Raw genomic sequence first — 14098 nt, forward strand, 5'->3', positions numbered from 1 at the left:
CATCCCGATCGAGATAGGGAGAGCGGGCGTTTAGCGCCCGGCCTGACACCGATTATTTCTTAATGTCCAACGTATGATCAAATCATAGCTCAACATATTCATGTGTTGAGCTATTTGTGTTTACAAAAATATTGCTCCCAATCGAGCACAAGATTACTGAGGGATCCGTTGCTGATTCGTTAATACAAAGCCTTTAAGGCACATTTAGCAGGGCAAAACTATCTAAAGGCGCGGCAGCCGACAGGTTTTAAGTCGCCGTGCATGGCCAATAACACCCGCAACGTCATCGGAAAATGGTTAATCAAATAACCTTTCCCAGCAAAACAATACAAATGGCAAAATCGCTCTATTATTAATCATCTATCGCTTCGCTCTTCTTGGGTTTAATTTGCTTAGCAAATTGAAAGATACAGAAGTTGAGGATCGATAGAATAAGTGCGATTTCGTAGTTTTGATAGGCGACAGCAATGCCAATTGCGCCTGTATTCCAGATCCCTGCCGCTGTCGCGGTGCCACTTGCCCCGTCACTCTGTTTGAAGATAGCCCCGCCACCAATAAAGCCAATACCTGTGATAATACCGTACATCACTCTTGCTTCAGCTTCGCCATCACCCTGCGAATAAGCGTTCATGGCAATTAACATAAACGCACAAGAGGCCATCGCCACCAAGGGGAAAGTTCTAAGTCCTGCCCCATTTGAACGGCTCTCGCGATTTAATCCAATCGGCAAGGCAAATAAAAAAGCTAAGCCAAGTTGAAACAAATGGTATACCACCATCTGAATATCTATTTCGAATCGTATTAAATGCTCGGGTATTAAATCAATCATGCGCTTCGCCTTACTTAAGACTTTTAAATGGCTTTCTAAAGCGATAAAGCAAAACCAGCGCCAATATAAAATTAGATATGAATCAGATAGATAGTGATAAAAATTTTGTGATATAGCTTTTATTTAAAGCACACACTGTAATTTTTACAGTAAAAAATGCTTATTGCTGAGGAATAATTTAAGTAAAGTAAAGCGAAGACAAAATACGTGAATAGAAGCTCACCTTCAGTTAAACCAGCCCTGCAGGGAGCTCAACTAAAGGTGATAAAAAACTTATTTTGATGGACTCAAGCTTTCAAAATGCAGGCCTTTCGCTGTGCGATTGGGAAAACCTTTCCAATAAGTATAGGTAGTCTTAGGGTTACCTCCGTCATCGACAGCATAAATCCCATCGTTCGAATTTGGTATCAAATCTAGATACGCATTCATAGCACTGTTATTTTTTAAATACTTGTCTAACCAAGCGCTAACAAAATGCTGAGCAATATTATTCATCCGAGCGTTATCCCAAGCCGCGTCTATGTAGTGCTCGCTGATATTAAAACCCAACTCGTTATCAAATACATAGGACTCTTCAGGAGCCGGCATCACCGCCCCTGCATTATGATTGGCATTATCATAAGTCAGAAGTGAGCGATTCACGTTGCTTGCTCCCTGCCAGATGGCACGAACGCCATTCTCGTATCCCGACACATCATCTTGCGAGCCCGCAATTAACAGCATGGGTACGCTGATTTCTTTTAGGGTGTCATTACTAAACATATGGTAATTCATACCCCAAGGTGCGAACGCTATCACGGTCTTCAAACGTTTATCAGCACTAGGCTTAATACCTGACTGATGACGCTTAAGCGTTCCAAATGGCGGGCTCTGCTTACTCGTGACGACTTGCTCAGTAACGCCTGCGCCCGCATTAATAACCGCTCCGTATCCACCCATTGAATAACCGATCAGTCCGGCGTTTGACGCATCAACCAAACCATACAAGAAGGAGTTTTTGTCTTGAGACATTGCTTCAATTTGCGATAAAACAAATAGCTGATCAACAGGACGATTAACCAACGTTGACGAAAAGGCCGCTTTAGTACGATAAGTAGAATCAGTATGATCGATAGAGACCACCACATAGCCTTTTGAAGCGATATTCTCAGCTAAATGCGACAACAAAAAACGGTTTCCAGGATAACCGTGTGAAACAAGTACCAAAGGAAATGCCTTCTCACCTGTTTCAGGCTTAGCATCACGCACAGCTTTACCGTGCAAATCAACCTCGGTCTTGCCATCACGCATATACGCTTTTAAAGTCGTATTGCCTTGACTACCTTTTACCGCAGGATACCAAACCTCAAGCGTAAGGGGCCTATCATAATGCGGCAACTCAGTGGGTTGAGCCTTCGTTGGGTCAAGTTTAAGCATATCAATTTGATCCGCATTAACCACCTCAAGCTGGCGCACGCCAATACTGTGTTCACCATACGCTGCTAGTTCCGGCGCATCGGGTCGCTGAGTATCGATTCTATTTTCAGCAAAAATCCCAGCTGTGAATCCAAGCGACAACATCACAAAAACGCTTTTCAGCCCCATGCTTTTAGTCAAACTACACCGTAAAAACTCCAACCCCATCACGTACTCCAAAAAATTAAAAATGAATTATGCCCATGAAAATATGACATTTTGCCGACAATCAAAACTTATCGCTACAAGATACCCAAGATTTAACCTCAAATAATCTTTGAAATTAAGATTTTTTTGGTAACAAAATCATGCAAGTGGCTGAAGAATAGGCATATACTTTGCCACTTTCATCAACGAGTTTACCTCAGACACGCCGAATGACTTCGACATACTGGCCACCTTACCTTCAGCGATCAAGGTAGTGTTTTTAGGTATTGCCTTAAGCATTTTGACATTTTAATCAATGGTACCGTAACCAAGCCCTGCTTCAAGCATGGTATGCAGGCAGAGCCTGTGACCGAGTCCATAATCGTCGCTGCAAAGCCGCCCTGCTCCTCCATGAGGATTAATATGTCTGTCATCCGCAATGGCTTTAAACACCGCAATACCCTTATCCGCCGATACGAATTTCATTGGACTGGTATCTGCCATATTCGGATGCGGCAGCTCACCGCACACCACTGCCCGCATCAATTCAAGGCCGCTCATCTTCTCAACCTGTACATTAGCTCCGGTAATCTATGAAACGAAAGCCCTTTTCACCAATAGATGTGGGTGATAGCAGATTATTTTCGACCGTTCAAACAAACGACTTGAGATACTCATTTATAGGCAAATAGCTAACCTCAAGAAATAGCAGAAGAGACAATTTATGCTGTTCAATGTCCAATTTGAAAAGATAATTGGACCGTGCCATCGCAACCAAAAGCAAATTTTTGGTGATTGGGATATTTACTGAGTAACGCGGAACTATATTAAGTTGCCGTCCAAACTTGTCCCCCTGCAAAGGTCAATTATGGGGGATGAGGTGAAGGGAATACAAAGGACATTCAGGTACCCTTTCCAGCGCTTTAGAGCGAGAAAGGGTATACTCTGAGAACAGGTTTATAGTGCAATCAAAACCGTTGTTTCACAACAGAAGTGGTGGTTAACCGTGGCTGTTTTATGACCCAGAAAATAGTAGATTAAAACCCATACACCTGACTATTAGAAAATAAGGTCTTCTGGTCTATTTTATCTTTAACACACGCTTGAATATCACTGTGTTTAAAGACATAAACCCTATCTTGACTGCCTTTTTCATTAGGCAAAAAAGAAGTAAAATCAGCTAATACAAAATTGACATATTCGTTATTATCCAACGCTCTTAATCCTGAGCCGTAACGACATAAAACTTGGCCTAAGTTTTCTTCGAAGTTAGCTAAAAAGCGTTTATGCTCTTGTTCCATTGCGGTTTTGCGGTGTTGCACTTGCTCTTGACGTTCTGTTTCCGTTTTCGATTTATAGCGCTGCACCTCAGTACGTTTCGTTTCGAGCACCTTCAGTTCAGCGTTTAACTCTGTTAACTGTTGCTCTAATTCTGCTCGACGTTGCTTATCGCTGGTATTTTTTTCAAACTCGATATCACGGCGGCGACGCTCATACTCTCGTTGCTGCCATGATAACTCGCGCAATTTTTCGCTAAGCGCGCGCAATTTACTGTTCGACTCTTGAGATAAATATTCAGCTTGTTCCATAGCATTTTCAATTTCTTCTTCGTCCATATGAATATCGATATCAATGGTACCCAGATCAAATACATTTGGCGCCAACGGAGCAACAGGGACTGACGGATGTCCGTCAATATAGCTAAAGGTCTGCCGACTACCATAGCGGTTTAAATCGATATTAAATAACACCCCTTGACCTTGTAGGTAGGTGTACCCAATTTCGTTTATGCGCATACTGCCCTTAGGGGTACCTTGTTTTAGGGCAGTGTTTAAAATGCTCCTCATAATGTCTAATTCACCAGTCAATTCACTGGTATTGGTTTTTGCCATAGTAGGGCTAGCTTGCATAGCAGCGACGAGCAAACCGATAACGTAAAAACGGTTGGATATTTTCATAGAATCACCTCTACTGTTGAACAGTTTCTACCCCAACACCGGAGGTATCGTGGTAAATATCTTGTTGTAATTGATTTAGCTGACGGGCATAAAAAACTTGGTCATCACTACGCTGTTGATTGACAAATTTAATCAGTTCAGCGAAATCTTCTCTGCGTTCTTGGCGGCTTGACGTCAACAAATAGTTGGTCAACTGACTAGCGCTATCCAGTTGCTGTTGTTGCAAAGTTTGGGCATACAAACTCAGCGCGGCTTGTTGAGTCTGCTTAAAGGCATCTAGTTTCGTGTCGAGCATTTTTGCCAAAGCCTGTTCTGATTGTTGAGCGCCAAAACGAATACGCAATTCACCGTCTGTCATATTGACCTGAGTCCCCGTCAGCACCAACACAATAGCTAAAAAAGATGTCACAAATGACACACCGGGTAGCCAAGACCACGAGGGCGTATTTATTGTTGCCTCAAAGGTTTTTTCTTGGTCCCAGCGCGGAACGTCAGAGGTTTGATATTCCTGAGACATCACTTTAAACATGCCAGCTGTTTCAACTTGCTGAGCAAATTCATTGTCTTCAGCGCAGCGCTTCTCAAAACGCTCTCGTAAGTCAGGTGTGAGTTTATCTTCTAGCCATAAAGCCAGTAGTTCGGCGTTGTCAGAGCTCGACATAATCCACCTCCATTAGGGTTTTCAATTTGGTTAACGCACCATACAATCTCGACTTCGCGGTATTGACTGACATACCGGTTTGTTGGGCGATTTCGTCGAAGGTAAAGTGACCAAAAAATTTAAGCTCAACCACGGATTTTTGAGCCAATGGTAGTTGCTGCATCGCTTTGATCAACAGGGTATTGCGCTGGGAGCACTCAATAAGCTGCTCAGCGGGCGAAGCATCACATGGAATTTCAGGCGCATCGTCTAGCCCTTGTGTAGGCCGCTTACGTCGATAAAATTCTATACAGCGATAATGGGCGATGCGAAAAAGCCATCCTTTGAAACTGCCTTCACCTCGGTATGAGGATAGATTTCGAAATACCGAGATAAACACTTCTGCATTAAATCCAGCGCATCCGCGTTATTGCCTGTCATTCGCAGTCCATAATGATAAACCGGCTTTTCATAGCGTTTGAGCAAGCTCAACCAGGCTTTTTTATGGCCTTTTTGTGCTTTTTCTATTAGCTGTTCGTCGCTTTTCTCAAACACCCATTTGATTCCCTTTTGTGTTGACCATAAGTAAAGTCGCAGACTGGGTTAAAAAAGTTTGAAATAGCTGACTTTTATTTTTTCAAGGTAGGAACAGGTGTTAACGGAGCGAGTAATTCTGCAAGATATCTGAATAAACGGACTCGCGTGGTAGCGTTACGCCATACTAAGCCAATTTCGCGATAAGCACCGTCTTCAGCAGGCATAGAAACGAGTTTGGTGGTAGTCAAAATATGATTTTTAATCGCCAGTTCAGGCATAAAGGTAAAACCAAGTTTACTGTTGGCCAACTGCACCAAGGTATACAAACTGCTAGCAGCCAGCGAATTAACTTGCTCTTTGTGGCGTAAGTTGCAAGCGCTCACAGCGTGGCCAGTCATGCAGTGTTCTTGCTGTAGTAAGAACACACTTTTCGCCGGTAACCCTGACACATCCATGGGCATGGGTAATGTCTCGACTAAATCAGAGTGCGCAATTAGGTGAAATGGGTCATGACCTAACACCAACTGTTTACAACCTGGGGTTTCCATCGGCAATGCCAATACTAACAAGTCCAAAATCCCTTCATTTAATTGGCTCAGTAGATTGGTCGTGGTGTCTTCTTGTAGCTGCAGGGTAATATCAGGCAGGTTTTCTTTAACGACGCCAATCAAGCCTTCAAAAAAGAATGGCGCAATAGTGGGGATGACACCAATTTTTAAATTTCCCGCTTGCCAATCGCCAGCAGTCTGGGCGAAATCGACCAATTCATTCGCTTCATTTAACAAACGCCGACTGCGCTCTACTAGCTCTAAGCCAAACGGGGTAAAAACAAACGTTTTATGCTCCCGTTCAAGCAACTGACAACCAAACTGTTCTTCTAGATTTTGAATCGCAGTGCTAAGGGTTGATTGACTTACGTGGCAATGGGTGGCAGCGCGATGAAAATGCTGCTCTTGGTGCAGTGTAACAAGATAATGCAGATGCTTGAGGTTCGGCCATTTCATGTAAAACTCATTAATAAAAACGATTGATAAACCGAGTTTAAATCAAATTTGCAGATGTTTCCCGCAGATTTTACATTCCTCGTACACAAAGCCAACTAAGTACAACATTTAACGTGTTTAGTCTGCTCTGGTGCTAGCACACCCAGAGCAGACTTGATGCAACATAATCGATAGCAGTAGGCAAAGCCTTCGTTAGAAACCGATTTGCGCTCGCGCAGCAAGCACGTTTACAGAAAAGTCACTTGGCGCACCTTCTACAATATCCAGGGCATCGGTATAAGAAAGGTGGCTGTAATTAAGTAAGAAACGTACTTCATTCACAGGCGTCCAAATCAGCGAGGCCATGTAGGCGTCTTGCGCCCCGCCGACTATGCCTGCATCGACCAGATCTAAGCGGTCAAAGCGGATGTTAATCTGCCACGCTCCTGTTCCGCCATTGCTGATAGGGTCGTTTACTTTTACGCCTTTAAACACGCCGCCTTTGTATTCACGTGTGTCTTGGGTTAAAAAGTAGCCGGCTTCAATAGAGCCGCCGAAAAAGGTCGGGTCGGCAAATTCTGAGCGAGTCACTTTAGCCCAATGGGTTTCAGCGACGATATGAAACCGCCCAGCGATGGCCGCCGCTTCAAGGCCGTAGCTCAACTCATCAGTCGCCCCTAAGATATCATCGGTATTGATAAACCGCGTATCAACACTATGGATAAGAGGACGCTGGCGATATCGAATGCTGTCAATTTCGTTACCTAAGTCACGCACATGCAATGAGCTACCTAGGTGAAATAAAGTATCGTCAACAACGGCGGCGTAACTCACTCGGCCGTCGACACTGAACGAGTTGTTGCCATCGTCTAAATCATCAATGTTATCAGTGAATACACCGCCTTCAAGTAAGAAATTATCGATTTTATAGGTAGCAGAAAGACCCACGCGACGCTCGAAACCAAAGGCGTCGGTATAGGCTGCACGCTCAACAAAGCTGGTATCGTTACTGCTCGACAGTTCTTCAAGCCCTTGAAACGTATTGTGCTGGCCAAGCGTGATTTTTAACGGACCATCTTTATAGGTAAGGTACGCATCTGTTAGCTTTACGCCATCAAGATAATCAGCGATAAGCTTGTAGCCAAAGCCACCCGGTACAGTACCTTGAATACCAAAACGAAGACGCCTAGCCTCACTGGAAAACCCTTCACCCGGTATGTCGATGCTTGAAGGAACCGAGGAAAGATTATTGAAATCATAAAGTACTCGACCTTTAGGCTTAACACTCCACCCGCCGTCGCCTTTAATTTCAGGTGCACCTTTCCATTTTATCGCAATGGGACTGTCTGCTTCTGCCGCATCTTCAATGATGACAACTCGCTTAGTCTGATTTTTCTGCTCAAGATCAACTGAATTTAGTTCACTGCGCAACGAGATCACTTCTTGTTCGAGTTTATTAATCCGCTCGATAAGTATGGCTAACTCTTCGTTAGAGTTTGTCGCAGCGATGGCGTTGACGGGCAACATTGCAACCAGTGCGCTATAGGCAATTAGGTGGTTTTTGATATTCATACGAAAACGAATTCCTATTGTACGACCGCAAAATTCAGCTGTAAGTAAAAGAGCATCTCATTTTACCTCTATTGCGACATGTCCTTAACGGAAATGATCTGCAGGGGCGTTGCGGCGTATTTAGTTTTATCAATACTCAATAACCTGCGTTGACTAATCGCAGTAATATTATATGAAGCATTCAAATTAATTGCGCGCAATGTATGACACATTTATTACAAATGCATGACAAGATGACAGTTTCATGAAGAATTTATGAAGAGATATGCTAAGTACTGAAGACTATTTCACCAAATTAATTAAGGAAATGGCTTTGAACAACTGGATCGTCCGTTCTGAATGAACGATCCAGCTGAAAATATGCGGTTTAAGACTTGTTTAACCTCTTTTCAATCTCATGAACACTTGTGTGGCGAACATCATAGCCTTTGACCAAATAAATTATATGCTCGGCAATATTTCGTGCATGATCACCAATGCGCTCTATTGAACGTAATGCCCATATTATATTCATCTCTCGACCAATGGAGCGTGGGTCTTCCATCATGTAGGTCACAATTTCACGCATCGCGGTTTGGTATTCTCTATCGACTTGGGTATCGGCACGTGCTACGTCTAACGCTTTATCAGCATCGAATCTGGCAAACGCGTCGAGTACTGAATTGACCATTTTTTGTACCAAAGCCCCCATATGACGAATCGATTCGTATCCGCCGGGCGCTGCACCGTCGTCACTTAATGCAATGGCCATTTGTGCAATTTTTTGCGCTTCATCCCCCATTCTTTCAAGGTCACGCGTCATCTTAGTAACCGACAATACCATACGTAAATCAGATGCTGCTGGCTGACGGCACGCTAAGATCATGGTGCAGTTTTCGTCAAGCAAGACCTCTCGCCGGTCTACGTCATCTTCAACACTCAATACATGTTCGGCCAACGTGCGGTTGACCGATTCGATGGCTTTCACCGAATCTATAATCTGTTGCTCTACCACGCCGCCCATTTCTAGCACCTGACTTTTCAGCGCTTCTAAATCAGAGTCGAAGCGTTGAGAAATATGTCGTTCCATATTCTTCTCCTTTGTTTAGCCAAATCGTCCGGTAATATAGGCTTCTGTTAGCTCATGCTCTGGATTGGTAAATACACGACGCGTATCGTTCACTTCTATTAAGCGCCCCATATGGAAATATGCCGTGCGATTAGACACCCTAGCAGCCTGCTGCATCGAATGAGTGACAATTGCGATAGTAAAGTTTTGACTTAGTTCTGCCATTAGCTCTTCAATTCTCGCGGTCGCAATCGGATCCAATGCCGAACAGGGTTCGTCCATCAAGATTACCTCTGGACTAACGGCAATAGTACGAGCGATACACAGTCGTTGTTGCTGACCACCTGATAATCCTGTGCCGGGAGAAAACAAACGGTCTTTTACTTCATCCCATAAACTCGCTTTGCGTAAACTGTCTTCAACAATTTCATCCAATTGAGCTCGGCGCGATACCAAGCCATGTACTTTGGGCCCGTAGGCTACATTTTCGTATATCGACTTAGGAAAAGGATTCGGTTTTTGGAAAACGATACCTACTCGGGCGCGAAGGGGGACGACGTCTTGTTTACGATCATAAATATTGTGCTCGTCAAGCGTCACCTCGCCTTCAACCCTACAGTTATCTAGCGTATCGTTCATTCGATTTAAGCAACGTAAAAAGGTCGATTTACCGCAACCAGACGGACCGATCATGGCCATCACTTCATTACGCTTAATATCTAAACTAACGTCGTGAATTGCCTGCTTATTGTCGTAATACACATTTAAATTACGCACCGACATTTTAGCTTTTTCTGAAAACGGATTGCCGACAGTCTTGTTACTCAAGCCTTGTTGAGCAAAATCAAGTGTTCGTCCTGGTGCTAGCATAGGATCGAATAAACCGTTGTATCCTGAATTTGAATTCACTGCCTGTTCCTATTATTGATAGCTGCGGCCAAGACGATGACGCAACCACACCGCGAGTCCATTCATTGTGATTAAAAAAGCTAATAAGACCATAATTGCAGCTGATGAGCGCTCCACGAATGCACGTTCCGGACTATCAGCCCAAAGAAATATTTGCACCGGTAATGCGCTTGAAGGGTCCATCAAACCATTTGGCACATCAACGATAAACGCCACCATTCCAATCATTAACAATGGTGCCGTCTCACCAAGCGCCAATGCAAAGCCAATAATAGCCCCCGTCAACATGCCCGGCATCGCTAGTGGTACGACATGATGTAACACGACCTGCATCTTCGAAGCACCTAATCCGTAGGCAGCGTCGCGTATAGACGGTGGTACTGCTTTAATGGCAGCACGACTGGAAATAATAATGGTCGGCAGGGTCATTAAGGTCAATACCAGCCCCCCCATTAAAGGCACTGAACGAGGCATATCAAAAAAGCCGATAAAAATGGCCAAGCCCAGTAAACCGAAAATTATCGACGGGACAGCGGCAAGGTTATTAATATTCACTTCTATAAAATCTGTCACGCGGTTTTTAGCTGCATATTCTTCTAAGTACACCGCGGCGGCAATACCAATAGGAAACGTTAACCCAATGGTGACCAGTAACATATACAAGGATCCGACCAGGGCACTGTGGATCCCCGCTTGTTCCGGCTCCCGTGAATCACCGGATGTGAAAAAAGTGCTGTTGAATACTTGACGCACTTGCTCGTTAGCCATCCAATTATTCACCCACTCTTGCTGCTGCTTGTTTAGACGACTGCTAAACCCTTTACCACCATGCTCAATATTCTTCACATAGTTGTCTACGTCATCATCAGCTATTAACCAAAAACCGACAGTCTGATTAAGTAACTGAGGATTATCACTCAACCTTTGCCCAATGGTGTATACCGCGCCAGTGCTAATAAGATTTAATAGCTGCCGCTTGTCTAATGCTGATAGTGGTTTGAACGAATCAGCGGTGTTCTCTGACAGTGTGCTACCCGTTTCATATTGTGCAATCAAAGCTTGCGCTAGCACACTATCGTAATTCGCTTGTCTAATTTGTTGGTCAGAAGTGGGATCATCGATATTTAATCGTTGACTGTCGAGAGTTACTTCCATGTAAATCTGCGTTTGCATAAAAGCACCATGCCCTTTGCTAATAATATCGCTAAATAAAATAAGCAAACAGGCAAGGCCAAACAATATAGCGCCCACACCATAAGCTCGAAAGCGCCACTCTGCACGCTTGCGTTTGGCTAAATTACGTTGCACCAAATCAATGGTGTTTAGGTTATTAGCTATTGATACCTTAGACTTCGCTTTACTCATTCGCTTACTCATACTCTTCGCGATAATGGCGCACCACATATAAGGCTACGTAGTTAAGAATGAGGGTGACAATAAATAGCATTAAACCCAATGCAAATGCCGATAAGGTTTTAGGACTGTCGAATTCTTGATCTCCCACTAACAAAGTGACTATCTGCACGGTAATGGTGGTCACAGATTCAAGCGGATTTACGGTTAAATGTGCCGCTAATCCAGCAGCCATAACAACTATCATTGTTTCCCCTATCGCCCGTGATGCAGCCAATAATATTCCGCTGACAATCCCCGGCAGTGCAGCAGGGATAACCACCAACTTAATCGTTTCTGACTGCGTTGCACCTAACCCCAACGAGCCATCTCGCAATGACTGAGGTACCGCTTTTATCACATCATCAGATAGGGAAGAAACATACGGAATAATCATCACCCCCATCACCAAGCCTGCTGCTAGTGCACTTTCAGAAGATACATCCAAACCCAGTAAATCGCCTACATCACGAATAAATGGTGCTACCGTTAAGGCAGCAAAGAACCCATAAACCACGGAAGGGATACCCGCTAAAATTTCTAATATAGGCTTAACTGTCGCGCGAAATCTAGGCGACGCATATTCAGACAAATAAATTGCTGACATTAATCCGGCAGGTACCGCCACCAACATGGCGATAAAAGAAATAAGTAAGGTACCCAAAAATAAGGGAACCGCACCAAACGCCCCAGATGCCCCGACTTGATCAATTCTCAATGCAGTTTGCGGACTCCAATGAGTACCAAAAATAAAATCAAAAAGATTCACCGATTGAAAGAAACGCAGCGATTCAAACAACACCGACAATACAATGCCAATAGTCGTTACAACGGCGATACTTGCACAAAACAACAAGAACCACTGAAACACCCGTTCTACTTGCTGTCGTGCATGTACTTTTGGCTTAATCCATAGCCACCCTAGTGAGAATGCCAGCCCTAAACTGATTAGCACCACGACGGTTAAACTCAACTGACTCAATTGTTGCCAACGCAGATAATCTTGACCCGCTTGTAATATATAATCTGGGGGATTACTGCCAATTAATGCATTCGGGTACAGGGCGTTATTGATAACGGTATTAACCATCAACTCAATCTCACTGTCTGGTAATGCCTGAACGGACCCAGGCAATAATTTCACAATGGCCGTATGCACCACGTAGTCATCAAGTAAATTCCAGGCAAGCACGATAAACAAACAAGGCAGTACGCACCACAAGGCACTTAATACACCATAATAATAGGGCAATGAATGTAAGACGTTCTTTTTACCCGCTCGGTACGCAATATTTGAGGCGCGATTACGCCCGAGAATATACGCACCAGTTGCACACAACAGCGTGATAATAATGAGCGTTGGAGTTTCCATATACGTCAATTCATTGCCTTTGTAGCCGATATACTGCACACGCTGAGCAAGCCACTTTTTGTATGTCTGGATTTTTGTCTATAAAGAGTGCTCATTGATGCACTTTTCCACGTAGCGTTTGAACACGCTGAGCAATGTCTTCTCGCTCTGCTCTTGATAGAGGTATCATACCTTTACGTGATAAATAGCCGTTTTCGCCAGCGGCTCGTTCACTAATAAACTCACTTATAAAGGCTTCAATTCCAGGGATCATACCGATATGAGCTTTTTTAATATAAATATACAAGGGTCTGGAAATAGGATATTTACCACTAGCAATGGAGCTAAATGTGGGTTCAAACCCATCAATTTTTGTGCCTCTTATGCGATCGCTGTTTTGGTCAAGAAAACTAAAGCCGAGTAAGCCAAGCACATCAGGGTTTGCATTTAACTTTTGCACCACCAGATTATCGTTTTCACCAGCATCAATGTACGCGCCATCTTCGCGCAACATCCTACATAAACGGCGCTGCTTACGTCTCAAGTCTCCAGCAAGTTGGAAATTTTGTTTTACCCGCGCTTCTCGTGCTTGTTCTGTTATCTCCGCCAACCACGCAAATGTATGACAACCATAATCGAGGACTAGATCGGAGAAAGCGTCCCGAGTGCCTGATGTAGGGGGCGGCCCAAGCACTTCAATCTTTATGTTTGGCAAATTCGAGTTAATATCTCGCCATGTTTGATAGGGATTATCGATTGTATTTTCGCTACCATCAGGATTAGGGACTTCCTTAGCTAAGGCCAAAAATAACTCCCGACGAGTTAAACGAATTTCTGCTCCTGATTTACTCTGGGCTAATACAATGCCGTCAAAACCAATCAGAATTTCCATGATGTCTTGCACACCATTGCTTCGGCACAGCTCGACTTCAGAGGACTTTATTCGACGAGAAGAGTTAGCTACGTCAGGAAACTTCATACCTACGCCCTGACAAAAAAGCTTTAATCCGCCGCCAGACCCAGTTGATTCAATTTTAGGCGTCCTAAACCCAGATGTTTTGCCAAAACGCTCTGCAACAACAGTCGAAAACGCGTAGACGGTGGACGAGCCCACAACATCAATATAATCGCGCATCGCCACCGCTGGGGCACTAAGTGCTGCCCACAAACAAAAGGAAATTAACGGAATTACGCTCGTTCTCATTCAACTACTTCATTAATCTACTGACATCAGACGCACATAATATGACAGTTTTATAACGGTTATATGACAGTCG

The 14098-nt window shown here is 43.9% G+C and carries 11 protein-coding genes and 2 pseudogenes; all 13 read right to left on the minus strand.

Annotation, left to right across the window (positions count from 1 at the left end; all coding sequences use genetic code 11):
- Nucleotides 1-352: 352 nt before the first annotated feature.
- Entirely contained in the window at nt 353-826 is a 474-nt protein-coding gene (locus tag GQS54_RS14775) for an MgtC/SapB family protein (RefSeq protein ID WP_166424821.1), read from the minus strand.
- Nucleotides 827-1102: 276 nt separating this feature from the next.
- Nucleotides 1103-2452 carry a dienelactone hydrolase gene (locus tag GQS54_RS14780; RefSeq protein ID WP_166424751.1) on the minus strand — a complete coding sequence of 450 codons (1350 nt, stop codon included), beginning with the start codon at nt 2450-2452 and terminating at the stop codon, nt 1103-1105.
- A gap of 115 nt (nt 2453-2567) precedes the next feature.
- Nucleotides 2568-2992, minus strand: a pseudogene (locus GQS54_RS14785) (PaaI family thioesterase).
- Nucleotides 2993-3468: 476 nt separating this feature from the next.
- Nucleotides 3469-4389, minus strand: a complete 921-nt coding sequence (locus GQS54_RS14790) for a hypothetical protein (RefSeq protein WP_166424752.1) — start codon at nt 4387-4389, stop codon at nt 3469-3471.
- Nucleotides 4390-4399: 10 nt separating this feature from the next.
- Entirely contained in the window at nt 4400-5050 is a 651-nt protein-coding gene (locus tag GQS54_RS14795; RefSeq protein WP_166424753.1) for a hypothetical protein, read from the minus strand.
- A pseudogene (locus GQS54_RS14800) lies at nt 5037-5584 on the minus strand (sigma-70 family RNA polymerase sigma factor). Before GQS54_RS14800 ends, GQS54_RS14795 begins: the two are co-directional and overlap by 14 nt.
- Before the next feature lie 74 nt (nt 5585-5658).
- Complete coding sequence (locus GQS54_RS14805; RefSeq protein ID WP_166424754.1) at nt 5659-6570, minus strand: hydrogen peroxide-inducible genes activator; 912 nt, start codon at nt 6568-6570, stop codon at nt 5659-5661.
- 192 nt (nt 6571-6762) lie between these two features.
- Nucleotides 6763-8121, minus strand: coding sequence for a porin (locus GQS54_RS14810; protein ID WP_205967776.1), 1359 nt, complete (start codon nt 8119-8121; stop codon nt 6763-6765).
- 367 nt (nt 8122-8488) lie between these two features.
- Nucleotides 8489-9190, minus strand: a complete 702-nt coding sequence (phoU, locus tag GQS54_RS14815) for a phosphate signaling complex protein PhoU (protein ID WP_166424755.1) — start codon at nt 9188-9190, stop codon at nt 8489-8491.
- A 15-nt stretch (nt 9191-9205) separates the two neighbouring features.
- Entirely contained in the window at nt 9206-10078 is an 873-nt protein-coding gene (gene pstB, locus GQS54_RS14820; protein ID WP_166424756.1) for a phosphate ABC transporter ATP-binding protein PstB, read from the minus strand.
- Between the two features lie 12 nt (nt 10079-10090).
- Nucleotides 10091-11443: a phosphate ABC transporter permease PstA gene (gene pstA, locus GQS54_RS14825; RefSeq protein ID WP_166424757.1), complete on the minus strand. Its 1353-nt coding sequence runs from the start codon at nt 11441-11443 to the stop codon at nt 10091-10093.
- A 4-nt stretch (nt 11444-11447) separates the two neighbouring features.
- Complete coding sequence (gene pstC, locus GQS54_RS14830) at nt 11448-12842, minus strand: phosphate ABC transporter permease subunit PstC (RefSeq protein ID WP_166424758.1); 1395 nt, start codon at nt 12840-12842, stop codon at nt 11448-11450.
- A 91-nt stretch (nt 12843-12933) separates the two neighbouring features.
- Nucleotides 12934-14025 carry a substrate-binding domain-containing protein gene (locus tag GQS54_RS14835; protein ID WP_166424759.1) on the minus strand — a complete coding sequence of 364 codons (1092 nt, stop codon included), beginning with the start codon at nt 14023-14025 and terminating at the stop codon, nt 12934-12936.
- Nucleotides 14026-14098 lie beyond the last annotated feature (73 nt).

This window comes from Paraglaciecola sp. 20A4 (assembly GCF_011378905.1).
GTDB lineage: Bacteria > Pseudomonadota > Gammaproteobacteria > Enterobacterales > Alteromonadaceae > Paraglaciecola.

What these genes read in the sequence shown, in the direction of transcription:
- GQS54_RS14810 (WP_205967776.1), bottom strand. Translation starts at nt 8,121, where the DNA reads ATGAATATCAAAAACCACCTAATTGCCTATAGCGCACTGGTTGCAATG.
- GQS54_RS14805 (WP_166424754.1), bottom strand. Translation starts at nt 6,570, where the DNA reads ATGAAATGGCCGAACCTCAAGCATCTGCATTATCTTGTTACACTGCAC.
- GQS54_RS14790 (WP_166424752.1), bottom strand. Translation starts at nt 4,389, where the DNA reads ATGAAAATATCCAACCGTTTTTACGTTATCGGTTTGCTCGTCGCTGCT.
- pstC (WP_166424758.1), bottom strand. Translation starts at nt 12,842, where the DNA reads ATGGAAACTCCAACGCTCATTATTATCACGCTGTTGTGTGCAACTGGT.
- GQS54_RS14795 (WP_166424753.1), bottom strand. Translation starts at nt 5,050, where the DNA reads ATGTCGAGCTCTGACAACGCCGAACTACTGGCTTTATGGCTAGAAGAT.
- pstA (WP_166424757.1), bottom strand. Translation starts at nt 11,443, where the DNA reads ATGAGTAAAGCGAAGTCTAAGGTATCAATAGCTAATAACCTAAACACC.
- GQS54_RS14835 (WP_166424759.1), bottom strand. Translation starts at nt 14,025, where the DNA reads ATGAGAACGAGCGTAATTCCGTTAATTTCCTTTTGTTTGTGGGCAGCA.
- phoU (WP_166424755.1), bottom strand. Translation starts at nt 9,190, where the DNA reads ATGGAACGACATATTTCTCAACGCTTCGACTCTGATTTAGAAGCGCTG.
- GQS54_RS14780 (WP_166424751.1), bottom strand. Translation starts at nt 2,452, where the DNA reads ATGGGGTTGGAGTTTTTACGGTGTAGTTTGACTAAAAGCATGGGGCTG.